We start from the raw sequence: 22,139 nt of genomic DNA on the forward strand, positions 1-22,139 counted from the left end.
CCCCGCCCGTGGGGTTCTTTTGGTGTGGAAGCCTTGGGGTTTGTTAGCATTATCCACAAACAAGAGCGATCGCCTAGAGAAGATCACCACCCCCAAGCTACTCAAAAAACTCAGCGTAAAATACAGCACAGCCCAAACTTTTTCAAACATTATACCTTACAAAATGTTATAATCTAGGCATGTTGAAAAAAGTTGTTCATACAGGTTGTGCGCTGTTGCTCTGTGTGCGCTTAGGGCAAGCCGAGAGCCAAGAAGCCAAGATTTTAGAGGACATTGGGGATGTCTTGCGCTTGATGCCTATTTTTGTGGGCGTGGTGAGCTTAGGCATGCGTGATTATAGGGGGCTGGGCGAGTTGGCGGTGGGGAGTTTTGTAACCCAAGGCGTGATCTATGGGATCAAGGGGGCATTCCAAAGTGCGCATGACAGAGGGGCTAAAGTGCCCTTTGCTAAACGCCCTTGCTGTGATAGCTGGCGGGGGATGCCCAGCGGGCATGCTGGGGGGGCATGGAGTGCGGCGGGGTTTGTTTTTTACCGCTATGGGTGGAAGCCCGCTCTGCCTGTGATCGCCCTAGCCATGCTCACCGATGCAAGCCGTGTGGTGGCGCGCAAACACACGATTTTACAAGTGGTGGTGGGGAGTTTGATTGGCTGGGGCTTTGCCTACCTCTTCACTTCCAAATACCGCCGTAATTGGGAGCTTTACCCCGAGATTAGCATTAATGAAAAAGGGAACGCCCGCTATGGCATGGCGTTCCATTACCGCTTTTGAACTCTGCCCCTCCTTGATGGCTTATTTGCCTTTGTTCTTGATCTTTTCAATCGCATCGCGGTAGCGATCGATATTCTCGCTGGTGAGTTCCTCCACCATTCTTTTCATCACGATCACATACATTTCGTTGAGAATCTTGCGGATCGCATTGTCATTGTTTTTTTCTAGCTCAGTGTGGCTAATGGTATTTGCCCCCGCAAAACCCCCTGAGTCTGTGGCTTGGTAGGTGTAGGTGTGGGTGATGGCTTGTTCTGTCCCCACTTCGATGCCAAAGTTATGGATAATGCGTCCTGTTTCTGGCTCAAAAAATTTAAACCACACTGACCCAGAACTCTGATCCACCATCACATCCATATCTTGCTTGCTGGGGTCTTTGGTATCCATCTTGACATCTTCTAAAATCCCAACCCAGCCTCCTATATCCAAAACAGACCACATCTGGTGTTTTTGTGCGGGCGTGAGCACCTGCCCATTTGTGAAACGCACGACCTGATAACCCCTTTTTTGGAAAATCGCTTGAATCTGTTCGACCAACGCATCTTGAAATTGATCGATGTAGGGGCTAAGGTTGCCACTCACTTGCACATGCGGGGCTAGAATCCCCACAACGCGGTGATTGGGAGACTCTTGATCGATATTAACTGGATAATAAAACTTCAAGGGGATATCGCCCACTGCTTTTTTAACGCTAGCACTTTTTTGGTTGGGCTTGCCCCCATTAGATTCAGCATTGCTTCCTGAATCCATCACGCAACCTGCAAGCACTAGGGATACACCAGCTAATGTAGTCAAAACCTTATTTTTCATTTCCTAATAAACTCCTTACTCAAAATATAGCGGACCATTGTACAATAAACAAGAGAACTAAAGGACAACAAAAGCTAAAGATGAACCCCCCAAAAAACCCTAAGACACCTAACCTTTAAACCAAACTATTTTTTTGAATTTTTAGTTTGCTCGATCGCTTTGCGGTAGCGGTTAATGTGCGAATCGGTGAGTTCTTCAACTAATTTTTGCATCACACCCGCATACATTTGGGTTAAAATCTTGTGGATTGCTTTGTCTGTATTAACCTCATGTTCCTCTGTAGTTTCAACGCGGGATCCAGAAAAACCGCCGGAGTTGGTGCTGCGATAGGTATAGGTGTGGTTGAAGGCTTGGTAAGTGCCCACATTCACGCCAAAGTTATGGATAATTCTCCCCGATTCGGGCTCAAAGAATTTAAAAAAGAGCGCACCGGCACTTTCATCCACTAACTTATCGTTATTGTCGCTCTCAGGGTCATCTAGATCGATTCTCACATCTTCAAGGACTCCCATCCAACCGGTCAAATCCAAAACTGCCCAAATCTTGTGTTTTTCTTCATCTGTGAGTTGGTCTCTAGTGTCTAACAACTCCACTTCATAGCCTCGTTTTTGGAAAATTTCCTTGATTTGCCCTACAAGAGCTGTTTGGAAGTCTTGGATATGGGATTTGAGATTGTCGGTTGATTGGATATGGGGGATGAGAATACCAATGACATGGTGGTTGGCTGGTTCTTGATGGATATTAAGGGGATAAGAAAAATGTATGGGGGCTTCCGCTTTTGCTTGTTGTGTGCTCTGCTTAGTCTGTGTGCCTTGTTGGGCTTGTTTTTGGGCTGGAGCTTGGCTTGTCTTTTGAGGCCCACCCTCCGTGGCACAGCCAGCAATCAATGCGCCCACAAGTCCCGTCAGCAAAACACTCTTTGTTGTCTTTTTCATGTGAAAACTCCTCTAATATTGTAAGTAAATGGAATCGATTCTATCGTAAAAAAAATAACAAATAGCTAATTTACCCCCTCCTTTTGTCAAAAACGCACGCTAAATAGGCAAGACACGGATATGTTCATCTAGATGATCTTGCAACATGCCCTCAATGGCAAAGAGAGTCCCCGTGGTCGCACTAGCACACCCATCGCATGCGCCCATGTAGCGGATATAGACATCTACAAATCCCCCACCCTCCTTGATGTCCAAAATCTCCAAATTCCCCCCATCCATCATCAACATCGGGCGGATATGCGTATCGATAGCCTGATCGATGGCGCGCACTTTTTGCACCATTGTCATATCGCTAAAGGCTAGGCTACCCTCCAAAGATTTTTGCGCTTGGCTTTTGAGTTTCTCCTCTTCCATCTCAGCGCGCACCTCTTTTAAAATATCCACCAAGTAATATTCCCTAGCCTCATGCCCACCCGGGCGCACACAGCTTTTACAAAAGCCCCCGGCTTTGGTGTAGTTGGTGATCTCCTCGACACTTTTGAGATCATTGAGTCTAATCACCTCTTTAATCGTACCCAAACTCACGCGCGCACATTCGCACACAATGATCTCATCCTCAAAATCGGCGGCATCCTTGCCCAAATACTGCCCGGCTGCTTGTTTGATCACATCATAAGCCATCACCGAGCAGTGCATTTTTTGCCCGGGCACAGCCGGCACATCGGGGTGATCACGCAAATTCCGCTCCACATCTAAATTAGTGATTTTCACCGCCTCTTGGACGCGTTTGCCCAAGCACAGCTCCACCATCATATCCGAGCTAGCAATAGCTGTCCCGCACCCAAAACTTTTAAACTTGGCATCAATGATCGTATCTGTGTTTTCATCCACCAGCCAATACAGGCGCACCGCATCCCCGCACGCCTCCGCGCCATAATCGGCCACAATGAGTTTTGCCCCCCTAGCCTTAGCATCCTCCTCTGTGAGCACGCCTAAATGCGTGGGGTTATCCATACGCCGACTCACCTCCTTAGAATAAGCATCCCACAACGCCCCACCTAATAAATTATTCTTTGCCATGCAATCTCCTTAATTTAAGCCATAAGAGCTAGAAATATTACGCAACCGCTTCACGGCTTTTTTAAACACCTCAATGGTGCGATCGATCTCTTGGATCGTGTTAAAACGGCTGAGTGAAAAGCGCACCGCCGTGTGTGCCAGCTCCACATCTGCCCCAATGGCGACCATGACCGGATTAGCCTTGAGATCCTCGCTAGCACATGCACTCCCAGTAGAAGCGGCGATATTGGCGCGATTCAAATCCCACAACATCGCCTCGCCCTCAATCCCACGCACACTCACCAAAGTGGTGTTAGGCACGCGGTGGATGCGATCCCCAATTACAGAAACATCTTTGATTTCTAGCAAGGCATCTTCTAGCTTGTCTCTTAGCCCCCCCACCACTTCTTTTTCATAGTCTAAATTTTGTTGGGCTAACCTCATCGCCTCCCCCATACCAATGATATAGGGCACATTGAGAGTCCCGCTACGCCGCCCGCGCATGTGCTCCCCCCCATGCAAAAGAGGGGTGAGTTCCACGCCCGATCTAATGTAAAGCCCCCCAACACCTTTGGGACCATGGAACTTGTGCGCTGAAAAGGAGAGAAAATCCACTTGGGCTTTTTGCACATCCACCGGGATTTTCCCGATGGCTTGCACCCCATCGCTGTGGAACAACACGCCCCTTTGCTTGCACACTTGCCCGATCTCTTCAATGGGGAAAATCAAGCCCGTTTCATTATTCGCCCACATCACACTCACCAAGGCGGTTTTATCTGTGATCGCCTCGGCTACTTGGCTAGCCGCAATCGTGCCATGCTCATTGATGGGCAAATAAGTAACCCGCATGCCCACACTCTCTAAAAATTCACAAGTGGCATGCACGGCGGGGTGCTCCACTTCTGTGGTGATGATGTGATCCTTGCCATGCTTTAAAAAAGCATCAAAATACATCGATTTGAGCACCCAGTTATTGCTCTCAGTGGCACAAGAAGTGATGATGATATCATCCTCGTTATTGGCGTGTATGCCCTCATAGAGTTTGTCAAGGGCTTGGGTGATCATCGGGTGGGTTTCTGTGCCAAACTTATGCAGGGAATTGGGGTTGCCATAGTGTTCACAAAAATAAGGCTCCATCATGTTTTCCACTAAAGGATCGACCTTGGTCGTGGCGTTATTGTCTAAATAAATGCGATCTTGCATCAACATGTCCTATCGGTAATTTGGTGGGTTTGTTGGGAAAATACTACTCTCATAGTTTGAGGATAATACACGCCTATCCTTTCCTCAAGCTTAAGGAATTTGCATCATCTCAATGAGTTGTTGGATACTCTGCTGGCTATCCACAATTTCTTCCTCTTCTTGTGCCATAAAAACCCCCATGCTCTCCTTTTTATCCATCGCTTCATCTAACTCGCTATCAAACCCTCTTTGGTAAGAGCCAATGCGGATCAACACCTCATTTTCTTTGAGCAAGGCATGGAGTTTGCGGAATTTTCTAGCTGCCATGTTGTGCTCATGGCTACTCACTTCCTTACTCACCCTTGAGGCAGAATTTAAAATATTAATGGGCGGATAAATCCCATGGTCGGTGAGTTCGCGACTGAGCACAATATGCCCATCTAAGATACTGCGGCTTTGATCGGCAATCGGGTCGCTCAAGTCATCGCCCTCTACTAGCACGGTGAAAAAGGCGGTGATACTCCCTTTATTCTGCTCCTTGCCCGCACGCTCCATTAGTTGGGGTAAAAGCGTCAAGGCGGAAGGGGGGTAGCCCTTACTGGTGGGCGGTTCGCCTAAAGCTAGCCCAATTTCGCGCTGTGCCATCGCAAAACGCGTTACCGAATCCATCATGAACAAGACATCATGCCCTTGGTTTTTAAAGTATTCTGCCACACTCATGGCACAAAAAGCCCCGTATTTACGCATCAAGGGCGAATCATCGCTAGTGGCGACCACCAACACGGTATTACTCAAATCGCCTTGTAAGTTCTTGTGGATAAATTCGGGAATCTCACGCCCCCGCTCCCCGATCAAGGCGATCACCTTGATCGTGGCACTGCACCCCCGCACAATCATGCCCATTAAAGTGGATTTTCCCACCCCGCTACCCGCAAAAATCCCCATTTTTTGCCCCTTGCCACAGGTGAGCAAACCATCAATGCTTTTAACCCCCACGCCAAACATCTCATCAATGATTCCTCTTTGTAAGGGTTTCATGGGCGCGACCATCACGGGCGCATAAGCACTAGCCCCCACAAACCCCAAGCCATCTAAGGGATTACCCAAAGGATCAAGCACCCGCCCTAAGAGTGCCTCCCCCACCGGGAAGCTCAAACCCTCTTTGACAAATAACACTCGATCGCCCACTTTGCACCCCTCCACAAAGGAAAAGGGCGCAAAACCAAATTGGGCTTGCTCCACCAAAACCACCATCCCCAAACATTCCTTACCATCGTTGCGCTCGGCTTTCACCACATCGCCCACAGAGGGCAAAAAACCCTTGACAAAAACCATGTTGGGTAAAATTTTGGTGATCACACCATAGCGGGGCGATAAATCCCGACTGAGTTGCAACCTAGCTTTGAGGGCTCCTAAAGACATCGGCTCTCCTTGGGGCTTAATTTTGGATTAACACAGATTGCGCTAAAATAAAAGCTTATGATTATACTTAAAATAGACTTCAAGGAGTTCTAATGGATGTGGAAGCTAAAAGGCTAGATAGTGCCAATGCTAGTGTGTGCGCCAAGCCTTCAATGCAAGATTTTGAGGAGAAATCCCAAAAGATCGCCCAAAAAATCGCCAAAAGTGCTAAATTAGATGGTTTTAGAAAAGGCAAGGTCCCCCTAGACATTATCAAACAACGCTACCAAAGCCACATTGAGCAAGAATCCCAAAAGGAGCTCCTAGATGAGATTTTAAAAGAGGGGCGCACCCAGCTCAAGCTAGAACTGCAAGATTTAATTGGTAACCCTGCGGTGGTTAAATTTGACAAACAAGAGGGGCATTTTGACATTGAAATTGACATCGGTTTGAGACCCCAAATTGACTTGTCCGCTATTAAGGACTGCGTGCCCACCTTTTCGCTCAAAGAGATTCAAGAGAGCGAAGTTGAAGAGAGGTTGCAGACCTTAGCCAAAGAGCGGGCGACTTTCTCAGATGCCCCTGCAGATAAAAAAGTGGAAAAGGGTGATGGGGTGGTGCTTGATTTTGAAGGCATGTTGGATGGCAAAGCTTTTGAGGGCAACAAGGCGCAAAATTTTGCCTTGATCGTGGGGGAAAACCGCTTGATTCCCGGGTTTGAAAAACAGCTTGTAGGCATGAAAGTTGGGGAAGAAAAATATTTTCCCGTGCTCTTCCCCAAAGATTATGCTAATGCCAACTTAGCGGGTAAAGAGGTGTCTTTTTATACTAAATTGCATAAAATCCAAATCCGCCACATCCCTAAGATCGATGATGACTTCATCAAGAGCGTTTTAAATCAAGAAAAAGAACCCACCCTAGAGTTACTCAAGCAAAAAATCAAAGAACAGCTTTTTACAGAGGCTAAAACCCGCCTTTATAACCAAGAGCTCAAAGAAAAACTGATTGATAATTTAGATAAATCCCTATCCTTTGACCTGCCTAAAACCATTGTGGAACAAGAGATGGATTTAGCCTTGCGTCAGGCTTTGCAAAGCATGGACCAAGCCCAGATTAAAGAGCTCCAAGACAATCCTAGCAAGGTCCAAGAAAAACGCGAGGCTCTTAGAGAGAGCGCCCAAAGAAGCGTGAAAGTAACTTTCATCATAGACGCGCTAGCCAAGCAAGAAAGTATCCAAGTCCAAGATAATGAGGTCTTCCAAACCCTCTATTACGAAGCGTTGATGACCAACCAAAACCCCCAGCAACTCATCGGGCATTACCAAAAAAATAACATGCTCCCAGCGGTGAAAATGGCAATGGTGGAGGATCGGGTATTGACCTTTTTGTTGGATCAACAATTACCCAAGGCGCAAGCATGAATTATGTTCCCTTTGTGATTGAAAAAACGGGGCGGGGGGAGCGCAGTTATGATATTTATTCGCGCCTACTCAAAGATCGCATTGTTTTGCTGAGTGGGGAGATCAACGATGCGGTGGCAGCGACCATTGTGGCGCAGTTGCTCTTTTTGGAGGCTGAAGACCCCGAAAAAGACATTAACCTTTATATCAACTCCCCGGGCGGATCGGTTACTAGCGGGTTTAGCATTTATGACACCATGAACTATATCCACCCGGACATTTGCACCATCTGCATTGGGCAAGCAGCCTCTATGGGGGCGTTTTTACTCAGCTGTGGGACTAAGGGCAAACGCTTTTCTCTGCCCCACTCTAGAATTATGATCCACCAACCCCTAGGGGGCACGCAAGGGCAGGCGACCAATATTGCCATTTACACCAAAGAGATTTTACGCTTGAAAGGCACTCTAAACCAAATCATGGCGGATAATACCGGGCAATCTTTAGAAAAGATCGAACAAGACACCGATCGGGATTTCTTTATGAGTGCCCATGATGCCAAAGATTATGGGCTAGTCGATGAAGTCTTGGTCAAAAGCACCAAACAAGTTTAATGGTACTCGAGATTTTACACTACCCAGACAAACGCCTAAGGACCATCTCCCAAGAGGTGGTGAGTTTTGATACAGACTTACATACCCTCTTAGATGCGATGTTAGAGAGCATGCTAGAGAGTAAGGGCATTGGGCTGGCGGCTATCCAAGTGGGCGTGCCTAGGCGCATTTTGATTATCAATTTGCCCAGAGAAGATGAGCAACAATACCCACAAGACTGCCTAGAGATCATCAACCCAGTCATCACCCACAAAGAAGGCACCATCTTATGGAAAGAGGGCTGTTTGTCTGTGCCCGATTTTTATGAAGAAATTGAACGCAGCGCTAAGATCACCTTGAGTTATCAAGACCGCACAGGCACGCCTAAAATGCTCCAAGCTGAGGGGTTATTGAGCGTGGCAATCCAGCATGAAATGGATCACCTCAATGGGATTTTATTTGTGGATAAACTTTCCATGCTCAAGCGCAAGAAGTTTGAAAAAGAGTTTAAAAAGACCTTGAAAATGCCGTGAATGCCCGCATCAACACCCTTTATTGCGCCACGATGTCTTGTGCCCGGGCACATATTGTGGAGGTGGAGGCGACTTTTACGCGCGCCTTGCCCGCCTTTGTGATCGCTGGCTTGCCCAGTAGTGCGATTCAAGAGTCCAAACAACGCGTCCAATCGGCTTTGCAAAATAACGGCTTTTCTTTCCCGCCCCTAAAAATCACCATCAATTTATCCCCAGCGGACTTACCCAAAAGCGGGAGTCATTTTGATTTGCCCATGGCTTTATTGGTGGCTTTGCAAAAAGCCCCTTTGGAGGGCAAATGGTTTGCCTTTGGGGAGTTGGGTTTAGATGGCAAGATCAAGCATGCCACCAGTATTTTCCCCCTGCTCTTAGACATCGCCATCTTAGAGCCCAATGCCCATGTGATTGTCCCCAAACCCAATCAAGAACTCTTTTCGCTCATCCCCAATCTCAACTTTTACTATGTGGAGCACCTCAAAGAAGCCCTAGAGATCATCACGCAAAAAGACCCCACACCCCATGCCTTCAAATCCCAACTTGATTTCGAATGCCTAGAGATCAACAACCAAAAATACTACTATGTACCCACTTTTGATTTGGATTTTAGCGATGTTAAGGGGCAAGAGGCCGCCAAAGAAGCGGCATTGATTGCTGCTAGTGGGATGCACAATGTGATCTTTGAGGGCTCTCCGGGCTGTGGGAAAAGCATGATCGCTAAACGCATGCGCTATATTCTCCCACCCAGCACGCTAGCTGAGATGATCGAATCGCTCAAATTGCGCATTTTAAGCCAACAAGAGAGTGCTTATAGCCCCTTAAGGAGTTTTAGAAACCCCCACCAAAGCGCCTCTAAGTCCAGCATTCTAGGCTCTACGCATGCCCACAACCCCAAACCGGGCGAAATCGCCCTCGCCCACAATGGGATTTTATTTTTTGATGAGTTGCCCCATTTCCAAAAAAATATTTTAGAAGCTTTGCGCGAGCCGATGGAGAATAATAAGCTGGTGATCTCTAGGGTGCAAAGCAAGATCGAATACCCCACTTCCTTTTTATTCATCGGGGCGATGAATCCTTGTCCGTGTGGGAATTTGCTAGACCCCCATAAACTCTGCCGTTGCCAAGAACGCGAAATCAATGCCTATAAAAACCGCCTAAGCGAGCCCTTTTTAGATCGCATTGATTTATTCGTGCAGATGAATCCCACCCAGCTTGAGGCTAAAGCCAACACCTCTTCGGCTAATTACCATAGCCAAATGCTCCAAGCCTTCAAAATGCAAAAATGCAGGGGGCAAGAAAAACTCAATGGCAAGCTTCAAGAAAGCCAAATTGAGGAGTTTTGCATTCTCGATCAAGGCGCACAGGCTCTATTAGATCAAGCCACCATGCGTTTTGGGCTCTCTGAGCGGGCGATTCATAAAAGCAAAAAAGTGGCGCGCACCGTTGCTGATCTGCACCAAAGCCCCCAAATCCACAAAGAACACATGTTAAAAGCACTCCAGTTTAGAAAAGTCAGCTAAGATCAACTAGCAACCTCCAAATAAGGGAAAAGCATGCAGAAGTATTATTTTAAGGGCTTGGACTGCCCAGATTGTGCTAACAAATTAGAAGCGGAGTTGAATAAACAAAGCTATGTCAAAAGCGCGCAAGTCTCCTTTAATACCAGCACGCTTTATTTAGACAGCCAAGACATCCCCCAAGCCCTATTGCTCATTAAAAAGCTAGAGCCTGACATGGTGTTATCCGCCCAAGAACACGATCACAGCCCCGATCAAGCCCGCACCCGCACGGATCTTTATATGTTGCTGGGCACGATTGCGCTGTTTTTGATCGGCGTGGCGGCTTTGCACTTTAGCCAAGTTACTTGGGTGCGTTCAGTCAGTTATGTTTTATTGGCTGGGGTGTATGTGTTTGCGGGTAAAGATGTGTTTATGGGGGCTTTTAGAGCCATTAAAAATAGACGCTTTTTTGATGAAAATACGCTCATGCTCAGCGCGACCATTGCCGCCTTCTGTGTGGGGGCTTATGAAGAAAGTGTTTCGGTGATGGTCTTTTATTCCGCCGGGGAGTTTTTACAAAAACTCGCTATTGCAAGGTCTAAAAAATCCTTACAATCTCTTTTAGATGTCGCGCCCAATTTGGCTTACATCAAGCGCGCCCATGGCTTAGAGCAGATCGATCCCAAGGATTTACAAGTGGGCGATGTGGTGGTAGTGAGAGTGGGGGAGAAAGTGCCCACCGATGGGCTTGTGTTGCTAGGCGAGAGCATGCTCGATCAAAAGAGTTTGACGGGCGAACCCTTGCCCCTCAATGTGAAAGAAAATAGCCCCATTTTGGGCGGGAGCATCAATTTAAAAGCCATGTTGGAGGTTAAGGTTACTAAGCTTTATAAAGATTCTTCAGTGGCTAAGATCGTGGATTTGGTAACTCAGGCGGTCAGCCAAAAATCCCAAACTGAAAAGCTCATCACCACTTTTGCGCGTTACTACACGCCCGCTGTTTTTGGCATTGCCCTCTGTATTGCGTGCGTGCCCCCTTTGTTGGGGTTTGGGAGTTTTGAGGAGTGGATTTATCGGGGATTGATTGCCTTGATGGTGAGTTGCCCCTGTGCTTTAGTGATCTCTGTGCCCTTAGGGTATTTTGGCGGGGTGGGGGCGGCTAGCAAGCATGGCATTTTGATTAAAAGCGTGCATACCCTAGAGACTCTCACGCAAGTTAAAAATATCGCCTTTGATAAAACCGGGACTTTGAGTAAGGGCGAATTTGAGGTGGTGGATGTCGTGCCGGCGGGCAACTTTTCTAAAGAAGATGTTTTGCAATTTGCCACATGCGCGCAAATCCTCTCCACCCACCCCATTGCTGTTTCGATCCAAAAAGCCTACACCAGCACATGCCAGCACCAGATCGAGGAATACCAAGAGTTGGGGGGCTTGGGCGTGCGGGCTAAGTGCCATGCCAACTTGATTATAGCCGGGAATGAAAAGATGTTGCGTAAATACAATATCCCGCATGAGTGTTGTTCTTTGGAGGGCACGATTGTGCATGTGGCTTCCAATGGGGAACACATTGGCTATATTGTGGTGGCTGACACGCTCAAAGAGAATGCCAAAGCGTGCTTAGAGGGGCTTAAAAAAGAGGGGATCGAGCATTTTTGCATTTTGAGTGGGGATAACGAGCATGCCACTAAGGGTATAGCCAAGACCCTAGATTGCCCCTATTATGCTAATTTGTTGCCTGAGGAAAAGGTGGAGGCGTTCAACAAGTTCAAACAAGAGCATAGCCCGCACAAGAGTGCCTTTATTGGCGATGGAATCAACGATGCGCCCACTTTGGCTTTAGCAGATGTGGGGGTGGGCATGGGGAGTGCGAGCCAAATTAGCAAAGAGAGTGCGGACATTGTGATCACGAATAATAATTTGGAATCCATCGTGCAAACCTTTAAAATCGCCAAAAAGACCAAAAATATCGTGATGCAAAATATCATCTTTGCGTTGGGAATCAAGGCGATGTTTATTGTGTTAGGGCTCTTTGGAGAGGTAGATTTGTGGGAGGCAGTTTTTGGCGATGTAGGCGTTACGCTGATTGCTTTAGCCAACTCCATGCGGACCATGCGTATTTAGGGGCTTGTTTAGTGATGGTTAGTTTTTTTTGTGTTATAATGCCCGTTTAAAAATTGCAAAGGAAAAAAATGAAGGTTTTAAAATTAGCGTTGGCTTCTGGGGCTCTTTGTGTGGGGCTGAATGCCCAAACGATTGGCTTGAATGTCTTCCCCGAGTATCAAACCAAACCCGATCAAGAGATGTTAGACTTGGCAGGCAAAATCGAGGCGCGCAAGGTGATTGAGTATTTGAGCGAGATGAAAAACCGCTATAACAAAATGACACCCAAGCACAAGGCAGATTTTCAAAAACAATTCCAAGACAATTTGGCGAAAAACTTGGCTAAATTGAAACCAAGCGAGAGGAAACAACGCTTGGCGACCATTAAAAAGGCTTTGGCTGCAAGGGAAGCAAATATCAACCACCTACGCGAAGAAGTGGATGAGGAATATGCCTACATTGATTATTGGAAAAAGTTGCTCAACTCTGATAAGTTTGAGGAGGATTTGGTTCAACATGGCTTTAATGCCCCACCCAAACACAAATAGTTTAGCGTAGGCGTTTTTTGCGGGTTTTGGAGAGTTTGAGGATTTGGGAGGGTTGGCTAGCATAGAGCCCACGCCGATCCTCGATGATGGTTTGGGCTAGCCCAAAGGCAATCTGATAATCATAGGGTTGGGTGCTGAGGTTTGCTGAGGTGCTGAAAATCACACCCAAGCGTTCTAAATAATTTAAAGTCAAAGGGTCTTGGATCACACGCCAAGCTTGGGAATTGCGGCAAACTAGCGTGGCTTTTGTACGCCGTGCTAGGGCTTTGTGCTGGAGGGGCACGCGTGGGTTTAGGGCTTTGAGGCTGGGGGACACTTGCAAGAGGGGCTTGTTAGGGGGGCTGTTTTTAATCATGTTTAATTTTTTGGCATCATAACTAAAAAAGCCCGCTGTGGTGTCGCTTTGGGCTAGAATCACATCTTCTACAAACTCCATGTATTCCCTTTATATGGCGTTGATTGGCGCACATGGTAGCATTTTTAGGGCTTCAAGCAAATGAGCCATCACTCTTTAGATGAATCATGCTAGAATCTGCGGGTGTTCTTTCTAACATAGCACAATATAAACAATAAGTTTGCAACCCAAAATGAGGAGTATTGCGTGAATCTGGGTTTTAAAATCATAGGGGTCATTTTTTTATCTCTATCCATTGTGGGAGCGGCGGTTGCTTTGATTACGGGCACAAAACAGCATGATCTGCTCTCCTCTTTGGTGGAGAGCGAAAAGAATGGGGATATACACAATAGAACGGAAAACTTGCGCTACACCACCCACCTAATCGAGCAAGCCATTGCGGGTTTTTATGAAATCTTGCCTAGGGAGAAAGCCCAACAAATGGCGTTGGAATATTTTGGCAAGATCAACAATGACAAGGGCATGATCTACATGGTTGTAGCCGATATGGAAGGCAAAGTGCTTTTTGACCCGGTCAATCCCACCACGGTGGGTAAAAGCGGATTGCATTTAATGAGTGTGGATAATGTCTGCTATGTGTGTGGTTATATCAAAGAGGCTAAGGCGGGGGGGGGATATACTTACTATAAAATGCCTAAATTTGATGGGGGCACGCCCGAGCCCAAAGTTGCCTACAGCCATTACGACCCGGTCAGTAAAATGGTGATTGTTGCCACCAGCTATTTTAGCGATATTCTAGGGGCTTCTGAGGAGACCAGAAAAGAAGTGGAAACAAAAGTCGTGAAAAATCTGGGCACTTTGATTTGGAATATTGCGCTCATCGTTGTGGCTTTGATTGTGCTCACTTCTGTTTTTGTTTATTTTGGCATTATCCGGCGCTTGCATCGCTTGGTCCATCGTGTGCATGAGTTTAGCTTGGGGGATCGGGATTTGACCCAACGCATCCAAACTAGCCGCGTTAATGATGAAATATCCAAAATTAGTGGGGGGATCAACCACTTTGCCGAGAGCATACAGGAGTTAATTAAAGAAATTAAGGATAGCTCTAAGGGTAGTCGGGGCGTGGCCGAGCAACTCAAGACGGGCATCACTGAAACCTTACAAATCATGCAGAAACGCACGCAGATGATCGATGCCGTTAGAAAGAAAACAAATGATATTAGCGTGATGGTGAATCAATCCACCGAAGAAGCCCAAGCCAGCCAAAAGGATTTAACCGAAGTGCAGGATTTGGTGCAAACCTCCAATGATTCCATTAGCAATTTATTTGGGCAAATTACAGAAGCATCTAAAACAGAGGAAGAGTTGGCTAACAAGGTCGAGCAACTCAGCAAGAACGCTGATAGCGTGAAAAGCATTTTACACATCATTAACGATATTGCCGATCAGACCAATTTATTAGCCTTGAACGCCGCCATTGAGGCCGCGCGCGCGGGCGAGCATGGGCGGGGCTTTGCGGTGGTGGCTGATGAGGTCCGTAATTTAGCCGCCCGCACCCAAAAGAGTTTAGCAGAGATCAACTCCACTATTGGGGTGATTGTGCAAGAAATTAACGATGTGAGTAGCCAGATGAATCTCAATTCTAAGAAAATTGAGCAACTCAGCGGGGTGGGCTTGGAGGTGCAAAAACGCTTTGAGGACATGAGCAAGAATTTAGATTCCACCGTGGGGCGGGTTAAAAAATCGATTGGGAATTTTGTGGGGACTAAAGAGGATATTGATGTGATCACGCATGACTTTGCAGGCATTGATGAGATCAACAAGGCAACGGCTAAAGAAGCAGTTAAAATCGTGGGCTATGCCGATACAATCCTCAATAGCACGCGCAATGTCGATGGTTTGGTGGGTCAGTTCAAAACATGATTTTAGGGATTGATCCGGGGAGTCATAAGTGTGGGTATGGGATTGTGGATTTTCAAGGCAAATTAGTGGGGGCAGGGTTTATGCATATCCAAACCTCTTGTTTGCAAGATCAAATCTTGGAGGCAGTGGGGGGGCTAGAGCAACTTTTTAAGGATTATGCCATTGTGGAGGTGGCGATGGAGGATATTTTTTATGCCTACAACCCAAAGAGTGTTTTGAAGTTAGCCCAACTGCGGGGCGCATTGGGGCTTAAGATTTTGCAAGTTTTTGGGCGTTTTAGCGAATACACACCCTTACAGGTCAAAAAGGCACTCACCGGGCATGGCAAGGCGAGTAAGGAACAAGTGTCTTTTATGGTTAAAAAGATTTTGGGGATCAAAAGTGCGATCAAGCCCCTAGACATCACCGATGCGATCGCCATTGCACTCACCCACGCCCAACAAAGAAAAATCCGCAATCCATGATCGATCCCCTCTTAGAAACGCTCAAATTAGATTTGAGCGAATATGAATACCAAACTTATATGCCCTTGTTGCGTTTTGATCCGCGCGCCTCTAGAGCCGATCACTTTGTCTTTTATGCCCCCAATGCTTTGGTGTGTGGTTATATCCAAGCCAAGTATGGGGATTTGTTAGAAAAGACCATCGGGGCACAAAAGGGCTACCCGATCAAGGTGCAGATTTTGCCCCAAAACCAACAAGTGGAGCGTATCCCCAAAGCCTTCCGGCTCAACCCTTCACTCAACCCCGCTTTTACTTTTGATAGCCTTGTGGTGGGGGAATGCAACCACATGGCAATTAAAATCGCCTCCAAAGTGGCTAAAGAGATTGGGGCGTATAACCCCGTGCTTTTTTTTGGGGGCGTGGGGCTGGGTAAAACCCACATTTTAAATGCCATTGGCAATTTTGCTAGCCAGCGGGTGCAAGATGTGCTCTATGTTACTGCCGAACAATTTTTAAACGACTATGTTTTTAGGCTGGGTAACCACAGCATGGATAAATTCCAAGATAAATACCGCTCATGCGATTATCTCTTGATCGATGATGTGCAATTTTTTGGGGGTAAGCAGAATGTGCAAGAGGAGTTTTTCCACACCTTTAACGCTTTGCATAGCCAAAAAAAGCAAATTGTGATGACCTCAGACAAACCGCCTAAATTCATCAAGGGTTTAGCCGAACGCCTGCTCTCACGCTTTGAGATGGGCATGATTGCCAGTATCCAAGCCCCCATGCTAGAAACCAAAATCGCCATTATCAGCAAAAAATGCCAGCTCAACCAAATTTCTATGGATTCAGAGGTGATCGCTTTTTTGGCTAGCCACTTGCATGATAATATCCGCCAAATTGAGGGGGCTTTGTTGCGTTTGAATGCCACTGCTATGCTCTCCGGGCAAAATATTAGCCTAGAGTTGGCTCAAGAAATTTTAGAACACACCCAAAGAGAGACAAGCCTAGAGATCAATTTAGAAAGTATCTTGCGGGTGGTCTCCCAAACCCTCAACCTCAAACCCTCTGAGATTAGGAATAATTACCGCAATAAACAAGTGGCGTTGGCTAGAAAAATGGTGATTTACTTGGCGCGCACACTCATTAAGAGCCCAACCACCACTTTAGCGCAGTTTTTGGGCATGAAAGATCACAGTGCTGTGAGCAAGGGACACAAGATGATCGCTATGCGCATGCAAGAGGACAAAAACACCAAGCTTTTAATCGAAGAGATGTTAGACAAAATCAAGACACAAGGGCACTTGTAGTATAATGGTCCTCTTACAGAAAATCAGCAAAAAGGCTAGCGATGCATTCCTACACGGGTGATAAGATCAAGGTATTAAAGGGCTTAGAAGGCGTGCGGGCACGCCCGGGCATGTATATTGGGAATACCAATATTGATGGCTTGCACCACTTGGTCTATGAAATTGTGGATAATTCCATTGATGAAAGCATGGCGGGTTTTTGCAACCAAATTCATATCACGCTGACCCAATATGGTTCATGCATGGTGGAGGATAATGGGCGGGGTATCCCCGTGGATATCCACTCCACAGAGGGTATCCCAGCTGCTACGCTGGCTTTAACCACCCTGCATGCCGGGGGTAAATTTGACAAACAAACTTACAAGGTTTCAGGTGGGCTACATGGCGTGGGGGTGAGCGTGGTGAATGCCCTTTCTACTAAACTTATCATGACCATCAAACGCGGGGGGCAGATTTTCAGGCAAGAATTTGCTAAGGGCATCCCCACCACCCCCTTAGAAGTGGTGGGCACCACCAAAGAACAGGGGACCAGCATTGAGTTTTTCCCCGACCCTTCCATTATGGAGGTGGTGGCTTTTGATTCCTCTGTGCTGCAAAAACGCTTCCAAGAAATGGCTTACTTAAACCATGGCGTAACCATCCATTTTGAGGACCAACCCAACCAAATTAAAGAAACTTACCATTATACAGAGGGCTTGAAACAATTTATTTTAGACACCAATAAAAACCCCCTCATCTCTGAGGTGATCGCCTTTAGCGCACAAGCAGAGGACATGGAAGTTGAAATCGCCCTAGCCTACAATGAAGGTTATAGCGAGCAGATGTTTAGCTTTGTTAATAGTATCCGCACGCCCGAGGGGGGCACGCATGAGAGTGGGTTCCGCATGGGTCTTAGCCGTGCGATTTTAAACTATATCCAAGAGAATGCCAATGCACGGGAAAAAGAAGCAGGCGTGGTGCAAGAGGACATTAAAGAGGGCTTGCTTGCCGTGATCTCAGCACGGATTTTAGAACCCCAATTTGAGGGGCAGACTAAAGCCAAGTTAGGCAGTTCCTTTGTGCGCCCCGTGGTGGCAAAACTGGTCTATGAAAAGATGGCTAAATTCTTTGAGGAAAATCCTAGCGTGGCTAGAGCCATCATGCAAAAGGCGTTGCTAGCCGCTAAGGGCAGAGAGGCAGCTAAAAAGGCAAAGGAGCTCACCCGCAAAAAGGATAACTTGAGCGTGGGGACTTTGCCGGGCAAATTAGCTGATTGCCAGAGCAAAGACCCTAAGGAGTGTGAAATTTACTTAGTGGAAGGGGATAGTGCGGGCGGGTCGGCTAAACAAGGACGCGATCGGGTTTTCCAAGCGATCTTGCCCTTACGGGGTAAAATCCTCAATGTGGAGAAATCCCACCTTAGCAAGATTTTAAAATCTGAGGAAATCAAAAACATGATCACCGCCTTTGGGTGTGGCGTGGGGCAGGAATTTAATTTAGAAAAACTGCGTTACCATAAAATCATCATCATGACCGATGCCGATGTGGATGGTAGCCATATCCAAACCCTATTGATGACCTTTTTTTACCGCTACTTAAAGCCCTTGATCGAAAATGGGCATGTCTATATCGCCCAACCTCCACTCTATCGCTTTAAAAAGAAAAAGATTGAAAAATACCTCAAGGACGAAAAGGAATTGAATCACTTTTTGATCGAACATGGCATTGATAGCGTGGAGATTGAGGGGATGGGGCGCAATGACTTACTAGACTTGCTTAAAACCTTGAGTGCTTATCGATCCTTGCTCCAAGAGCTAGAAAAACGCCCCATTTTAATGGAAGTCCTGCGTTATTTGATCGAACAAGGGGGTAAGGATTTGCCCCTAAGCACTTTAGCGCTCAAATTGCAAGAACACATTATCAAGGTGGGCTATCGCATTTTAACCCAGCAAGTTTTAGAGGATAGTTTGCACTTTTTTGTGCAGACCAAATTAGGCTTGGTGGAAATTTTAATCGATCATGCCCTCTTTAACGATCCGCTATTCTTGGAAGCCCAAAATCTCTTTGCCAAAATCAAGGATTTTAATTTAGACGCTTTGGAAGTGGATGGTTTGGAGTTTTTAGCCCAAATTGAGGAGCGTGCCAAACAAGGGGCGTATATCCAACGCTACAAGGGTCTGGGCGAGATGAACCCCGAACAACTTTGGGAAACCACGATGGCAACGGCTAACCGCCACTTGTTGCGGGTGTCTTTGGAGGATGAGGAGAAAGCTAACGATGCCTTTAATCTCTTAATGGGCGATGAGGTTGAGCCCCGCCGTGCTTATATCCAAGCCCATGCCAAAGATGTTAAGAATTTAGACATCTAATCAAAAAGCGATTTTTTGGGGGCTTGGAGTTTTAAAACTTCATAGGTTTTGGGCGTGGCAATGCGCCCCTTAGCCGTGCGTTCCAAATAGCCATTAGCCAATAAAAAAGGCTCAATCACCTCTTCAATAGTGCTCTCATCCTCATGCATGCTAGCCGCAATCGTGCTCAAACCCAAAGCCCGGTTTTTGGCATTGGCTAGGAGATTAAGATAGAGCAAATCCAAAGTATCAAAACCATAAGCATTCACGCCCAATTCCTCTAATGCCATCTGGGCTCTAGGCAGAGAGATACTCTCTTCATTGGCGCTATCGGCAAAATCACGGATGCGTTTTAAAAGCCTAAGGGCGATGCGGGGCGTGCCCCTGGAGCGTTTGGCAATCTCTAAGCTAGCCTCTATGTCAATGGCTTTGCAGAGTTTAGAACTAGCCTTGCTGATGATAATGGCTAATTCTTGGATACTATAAAATTGCATGCGAAAATGCATGCCAAAGCGATCACGCAAGGGGTTAGAGAGCATGCCCGCCCGAGTGGTCGCCCCAATGAGCGTGAAGGGGGCTAAATCAATTTTAATGGTCTGGGCGGCTGCTTTAGAGCCAATGATAATATCCAGCCTAAAATCCTCCATAGCCGGGTATAAAACCTCTTCAATAGCCGGGCTTAAGCGGTGAATCTCATCAATGAATAAAATGTCTTTAGCATTCAAATTGGTTAAAATCGCAGCCAAATCGCCGGTTTTTTCAATCATTGGGGCGGTGGTTACCTTGATTTGTGTCCCCAATTCTAGGGCGATGATGTGGCTTAAGGTGGTCTTACCCAAACCGGGAGGTCCAAAAAAAAGAATGTGATCGAGGGTATCGCCCCGTTTTTTGCTGGCATGGATGGAGACTTGCAAGAGCTTTTTAACTTGTTCTTGCCCGATGTAATCCTCCCAAAGTGCGGGGCGCAAACTCAGGTTTTCTTGCTCCTCAAACTCTAAGGCTTGCAAATTGACTAAGCGATCGCTCATGAGTAGCTTTCTGCTGGGCTGGGGAAATTGCCCGACTCAATGTCGGCGATGTAATTTTTAATCGCCTCTTGGATGAGCTGGGCTCCTTGCAAATAGTGGCGCACAAATTTAGGCTTGAAAGCTTGGAACAAGCCCAACATGTCAGAAAATACCAAAATCTGCCCATCACAGCCCGCTCCGCTGCCTATGCCAATGGTGGGGATGTCTAATTTGGCTGTGATGGTGCTTGCCACACTAGAGATCACACCCTCAATCACCAGCAAAGACACCCCCGCCTCTTGCAAAGCTAGTGCGTCCTCTAAGAGCTGATGAGCACTTTGGGGGGTTTTGCCCTGCACTTTGTAGCCCCCCATTGCGCGCACACTTTGGGGTAAAAGCCCAATATGCCCCACCACCGCCACGCCCTCCTCTACAATGGCTTTAATCAAGGGCGCGCGTTTGAGTCCCCCCTCTAGCTTGATTGCATCGGCTTGGGTTTGCTGGTAGGCACGCAAAGCGTTTTTAATGCCTTGTTTTTTGTGGGTGTAGCTCCCATAGGGCATGTCCATGATCACAAAAGCCTTTTTAACAGCACAGCACACCGCTTGGGTGTGGTAAATCATCATGTCCATGTGGGCACTCAGGGTATCCACACGCCCATTAAAACTCATATTCAAGCTATCGCCCACCAAGATCACATCAATGAGGGGATCAAAAAGCCCCGCAAAGAGCGCATCGTAAGCGGTGATCGCGCTAATTTTGGAGGGCTGACCCTCTTTGGGGTGTTTTTTAGCATAGAGCATGCCAAGTGTATTTTTCATGGGTAACCTTATAGTTTTTTGAGATTTTACCTTTAAAATGCTATGATATGCTTGAGATGGGGATTAAGCCACTTTGGGGATTAATTTGCTTAGGAGAGACATTGAAGGTTAGTGCTGGGGTGCTGGTATCTGCACTCTTTTTGTGCCAAGCACTTTTAGAGGGCATTGACTATGAAACACTAGACCCCAAGTATTACCGCTACATCAAATTCTATGAAAAATACAGCGACAAAGAAATCGCGCTTTTGATTGATGATATTAAAGCGGCTGAGAAAAAAACCGGGCTTATTATTGGGCTTAGCACGGGTTTTTTTTATAATAACCAAATCCGCCTCAAAACCGGGAGTAAGAGCATTACGGGTAATTCCCTTAACTATTTGTGGGCGATTGGGGTGCGTTTTGGCTATCAGAGTTACCGCCCCTCACTCTTTGCCAAGACTTTCCGCCCCAATGTGATTGGGCGGCGTATTTATATCCAATACATCGGGGCTGTGCCCAAACAAGCGAGTATTGGGCGGGTGGGTTACCAGAGCGCAACCATCAATGCCGATCTGATGATCGATCCGGTCTTGCCCCTTGTGGGGCGGTATTTGTCCATGGGGTTTTTGTTAGGCATTGGGGTGGGGGTGGTCAGTCAGGGCATTAGCACCAATTCTTTTTTTGGCATGATGCTCAATACCGGGATTGCTTTTAGTGTCTTTGGGCATAACCGCGTAGAATTAGCCTTTAAATTGCTCGCCAATAAAGATGTGTCTTGGTGGGGTGGGGTTGTGAATGTGGGTTACCAATATGTCTTTTAAGTTGGCTCAAGGGGCTTTGTTAGGCATTTTGTTAGCTCAGTTATGCTTAGGCACAGCCGCACCTGACCCCCAAAAGCGCACCCCCCTTCAAGAAAAACAATTCCAAATTTACATGCTCAAAGGGCAATTATACGAGGTGCAACAAGCCCAGCTAGACAAACAAGTTGCCAAACGCAAGAGCGGGGTTTTTGTGGGCGTGGTTTTAGCCGAACTAAATTTAAAAATCAATGGGATTAGCAATGGGAATTTTCCGCTTTTATATGGGGTGCGTGCGGGTTACCAACAATATCTCAAGGGCGGGGTTGGGGGCTTGCGTTACTATGGGGAGTATT

At 46.8% G+C, this 22,139-nt stretch carries 20 protein-coding genes and 1 pseudogene; 13 read left to right on the top strand and 8 right to left on the bottom strand.

The features are described from left to right. Positions 1–179 precede the first annotated feature (179 nt). The gene (locus C5684_RS07825; protein ID WP_013890114.1) at positions 180–770 is read left to right on the top strand and encodes a phosphatase PAP2 family protein; all 591 of its coding nucleotides are present in this window, start codon (positions 180–182) and stop codon (positions 768–770) included. Between the two features lie 21 nt (positions 771–791). On the opposite strand, the gene C5684_RS07830 is transcribed toward C5684_RS07825, so the two are convergent. The 5 genes from C5684_RS07830 to fliI form a co-directional block, all read right to left on the bottom strand. Further along, the gene (locus C5684_RS07830; RefSeq protein ID WP_104639956.1) at positions 792–1,577 is read right to left on the bottom strand and encodes an HpaA family protein; all 786 of its coding nucleotides are present in this window, start codon (positions 1,575–1,577) and stop codon (positions 792–794) included. A 125-nt stretch (positions 1,578–1,702) separates the two neighbouring features. Beyond that, on the bottom strand, positions 1,703–2,512 hold the full coding sequence (locus C5684_RS07835) for an HpaA family protein (RefSeq protein WP_104639957.1): 810 nt from the start codon (positions 2,510–2,512) through the stop codon (positions 1,703–1,705). A gap of 99 nt (positions 2,513–2,611) precedes the next feature. Further along, on the bottom strand, positions 2,612–3,592 hold the full coding sequence (locus C5684_RS07840; protein WP_104628499.1) for an iron-sulfur cluster assembly scaffold protein: 981 nt from the start codon (positions 3,590–3,592) through the stop codon (positions 2,612–2,614). 9 nt (positions 3,593–3,601) lie between these two features. Continuing rightward, positions 3,602–4,774 (bottom strand): NifS family cysteine desulfurase, encoded by a 1,173-nt coding sequence (locus C5684_RS07845; RefSeq protein WP_104639958.1) that lies wholly within the window; start codon positions 4,772–4,774, stop codon positions 3,602–3,604. 90 nt (positions 4,775–4,864) lie between these two features. Continuing rightward, positions 4,865–6,175, bottom strand: coding sequence for a flagellar protein export ATPase FliI (gene fliI / locus C5684_RS07850; protein ID WP_104639959.1), 1,311 nt, complete (start codon positions 6,173–6,175; stop codon positions 4,865–4,867). A gap of 92 nt (positions 6,176–6,267) precedes the next feature. On the opposite strand from fliI, the gene tig reads away from it, so the two are divergent. From tig to C5684_RS07880, 6 genes are all read left to right on the top strand, one after another. Then, positions 6,268–7,575, top strand: a complete 1,308-nt coding sequence (gene tig / locus C5684_RS07855) for a trigger factor (protein ID WP_104639960.1) — start codon at positions 6,268–6,270, stop codon at positions 7,573–7,575. Continuing rightward, the gene (gene clpP, locus C5684_RS07860) at positions 7,572–8,165 is read left to right on the top strand and encodes an ATP-dependent Clp endopeptidase proteolytic subunit ClpP (RefSeq protein ID WP_006017056.1); all 594 of its coding nucleotides are present in this window, start codon (positions 7,572–7,574) and stop codon (positions 8,163–8,165) included. The genes tig and clpP overlap by 4 nt, the downstream gene beginning before the upstream one ends. Continuing rightward, positions 8,165–8,677 carry a peptide deformylase gene (def, locus tag C5684_RS07865; RefSeq protein ID WP_104639961.1) on the top strand — a complete coding sequence of 171 codons (513 nt, stop codon included), beginning with the start codon at positions 8,165–8,167 and terminating at the stop codon, positions 8,675–8,677. Before clpP ends, def begins: the two co-directional genes overlap by 1 nt. 32 nt (positions 8,678–8,709) lie before the next feature. After that, positions 8,710–10,194: a YifB family Mg chelatase-like AAA ATPase gene (locus C5684_RS07870; protein WP_104639970.1), complete on the top strand. Its 1,485-nt coding sequence runs from the start codon at positions 8,710–8,712 to the stop codon at positions 10,192–10,194. Between the two features lie 33 nt (positions 10,195–10,227). Further along, positions 10,228–12,294, top strand: coding sequence for a heavy metal translocating P-type ATPase (locus tag C5684_RS07875; RefSeq protein ID WP_104639962.1), 2,067 nt, complete (start codon positions 10,228–10,230; stop codon positions 12,292–12,294). 68 nt (positions 12,295–12,362) lie between these two features. Further along, positions 12,363–12,821 (top strand): DUF1104 domain-containing protein, encoded by a 459-nt coding sequence (locus C5684_RS07880; RefSeq protein WP_104639963.1) that lies wholly within the window; start codon positions 12,363–12,365, stop codon positions 12,819–12,821. Position 12,822: 1 nt separating this feature from the next. On the opposite strand, the gene C5684_RS07885 is transcribed toward C5684_RS07880, so the two are convergent. Further along, positions 12,823–13,257: a N6-threonylcarbamoyl adenosine t(6)A37 modification in tRNA gene (locus C5684_RS07885; RefSeq protein ID WP_199764524.1), complete on the bottom strand. Its 435-nt coding sequence runs from the start codon at positions 13,255–13,257 to the stop codon at positions 12,823–12,825. A 165-nt stretch (positions 13,258–13,422) separates the two neighbouring features. On the opposite strand from C5684_RS07885, the gene C5684_RS07890 reads away from it, so the two are divergent. From C5684_RS07890 to gyrB, 4 genes are read left to right on the top strand one after another with little or no spacing between them, the layout of a single operon-like run. After that, a complete protein-coding gene (locus tag C5684_RS07890; RefSeq protein WP_104639964.1) occupies positions 13,423–15,099 on the top strand; it encodes a methyl-accepting chemotaxis protein in 1,677 nt (558 codons plus the stop codon). Further along, positions 15,096–15,563 carry a crossover junction endodeoxyribonuclease RuvC gene (gene ruvC / locus C5684_RS07895; protein WP_104639965.1) on the top strand — a complete coding sequence of 156 codons (468 nt, stop codon included), beginning with the start codon at positions 15,096–15,098 and terminating at the stop codon, positions 15,561–15,563. Before C5684_RS07890 ends, ruvC begins: the two co-directional genes overlap by 4 nt. Beyond that, positions 15,560–16,852 (top strand): chromosomal replication initiator protein DnaA, encoded by a 1,293-nt coding sequence (dnaA, locus tag C5684_RS07900; protein ID WP_104639966.1) that lies wholly within the window; start codon positions 15,560–15,562, stop codon positions 16,850–16,852. The genes ruvC and dnaA overlap by 4 nt, the downstream gene beginning before the upstream one ends. Before the next feature lie 41 nt (positions 16,853–16,893). Beyond that, positions 16,894–19,200, top strand: a complete 2,307-nt coding sequence (gene gyrB, locus C5684_RS07905; RefSeq protein ID WP_104639967.1) for a DNA topoisomerase (ATP-hydrolyzing) subunit B — start codon at positions 16,894–16,896, stop codon at positions 19,198–19,200. On the opposite strand, the gene ruvB is transcribed toward gyrB, so the two are convergent. Together ruvB and panB are read right to left on the bottom strand one after the other, a co-directional pair. Then, complete coding sequence (gene ruvB, locus C5684_RS07910; protein ID WP_104628490.1) at positions 19,197–20,207, bottom strand: Holliday junction branch migration DNA helicase RuvB; 1,011 nt, start codon at positions 20,205–20,207, stop codon at positions 19,197–19,199. The genes gyrB and ruvB overlap by 4 nt on opposite strands. Beyond that, positions 20,204–21,007, bottom strand: coding sequence for a 3-methyl-2-oxobutanoate hydroxymethyltransferase (gene panB / locus C5684_RS07915; protein WP_104639968.1), 804 nt, complete (start codon positions 21,005–21,007; stop codon positions 20,204–20,206). The genes ruvB and panB overlap by 4 nt, the downstream gene beginning before the upstream one ends. Before the next feature lie 101 nt (positions 21,008–21,108). On the opposite strand from panB, the gene C5684_RS07920 reads away from it, so the two are divergent. After that, the gene (locus C5684_RS07920; RefSeq protein WP_104639969.1) at positions 21,109–21,807 is read left to right on the top strand and encodes a hypothetical protein; all 699 of its coding nucleotides are present in this window, start codon (positions 21,109–21,111) and stop codon (positions 21,805–21,807) included. Further along, a pseudogene (locus tag C5684_RS07925) lies at positions 21,797–22,139 on the top strand (outer membrane beta-barrel protein); the annotation flags it as partial. The gene C5684_RS07920 and the pseudogene C5684_RS07925, both read left to right, overlap by 11 nt.

Origin of the sequence: Helicobacter bizzozeronii (assembly GCF_900196775.1) — a bacterium.
In the GTDB taxonomy this organism is placed as follows: Bacteria; Campylobacterota; Campylobacteria; order Campylobacterales; family Helicobacteraceae; genus Helicobacter; species Helicobacter bizzozeronii.

Excerpts from the sequence above, each read along its gene's own strand:
- C5684_RS07825 (WP_013890114.1), top strand. The coding sequence starts at position 180 with ATGTTGAAAAAAGTTGTTCATACAGGTTGTGCGCTGTTGCTCTGTGTG.
- C5684_RS07830 (WP_104639956.1), bottom strand. The coding sequence starts at position 1,577 with ATGAAAAATAAGGTTTTGACTACATTAGCTGGTGTATCCCTAGTGCTT.
- C5684_RS07835 (WP_104639957.1), bottom strand. The coding sequence starts at position 2,512 with ATGAAAAAGACAACAAAGAGTGTTTTGCTGACGGGACTTGTGGGCGCA.
- C5684_RS07840 (WP_104628499.1), bottom strand. The coding sequence starts at position 3,592 with ATGGCAAAGAATAATTTATTAGGTGGGGCGTTGTGGGATGCTTATTCT.
- C5684_RS07845 (WP_104639958.1), bottom strand. The coding sequence starts at position 4,774 with ATGCAAGATCGCATTTATTTAGACAATAACGCCACGACCAAGGTCGAT.
- fliI (WP_104639959.1), bottom strand. The coding sequence starts at position 6,175 with ATGTCTTTAGGAGCCCTCAAAGCTAGGTTGCAACTCAGTCGGGATTTA.
- tig (WP_104639960.1), top strand. The coding sequence starts at position 6,268 with ATGGATGTGGAAGCTAAAAGGCTAGATAGTGCCAATGCTAGTGTGTGC.
- clpP (WP_006017056.1), top strand. The coding sequence starts at position 7,572 with ATGAATTATGTTCCCTTTGTGATTGAAAAAACGGGGCGGGGGGAGCGC.
- def (WP_104639961.1), top strand. The coding sequence starts at position 8,165 with ATGGTACTCGAGATTTTACACTACCCAGACAAACGCCTAAGGACCATC.
- C5684_RS07870 (WP_104639970.1), top strand. The coding sequence starts at position 8,710 with ATGTCTTGTGCCCGGGCACATATTGTGGAGGTGGAGGCGACTTTTACG.
- C5684_RS07875 (WP_104639962.1), top strand. The coding sequence starts at position 10,228 with ATGCAGAAGTATTATTTTAAGGGCTTGGACTGCCCAGATTGTGCTAAC.
- C5684_RS07880 (WP_104639963.1), top strand. The coding sequence starts at position 12,363 with ATGAAGGTTTTAAAATTAGCGTTGGCTTCTGGGGCTCTTTGTGTGGGG.
- C5684_RS07885 (WP_199764524.1), bottom strand. The coding sequence starts at position 13,257 with ATGGAGTTTGTAGAAGATGTGATTCTAGCCCAAAGCGACACCACAGCG.
- ruvC (WP_104639965.1), top strand. The coding sequence starts at position 15,096 with ATGATTTTAGGGATTGATCCGGGGAGTCATAAGTGTGGGTATGGGATT.
- dnaA (WP_104639966.1), top strand. The coding sequence starts at position 15,560 with ATGATCGATCCCCTCTTAGAAACGCTCAAATTAGATTTGAGCGAATAT.
- gyrB (WP_104639967.1), top strand. The coding sequence starts at position 16,894 with ATGCATTCCTACACGGGTGATAAGATCAAGGTATTAAAGGGCTTAGAA.
- ruvB (WP_104628490.1), bottom strand. The coding sequence starts at position 20,207 with ATGAGCGATCGCTTAGTCAATTTGCAAGCCTTAGAGTTTGAGGAGCAA.
- panB (WP_104639968.1), bottom strand. The coding sequence starts at position 21,007 with ATGAAAAATACACTTGGCATGCTCTATGCTAAAAAACACCCCAAAGAG.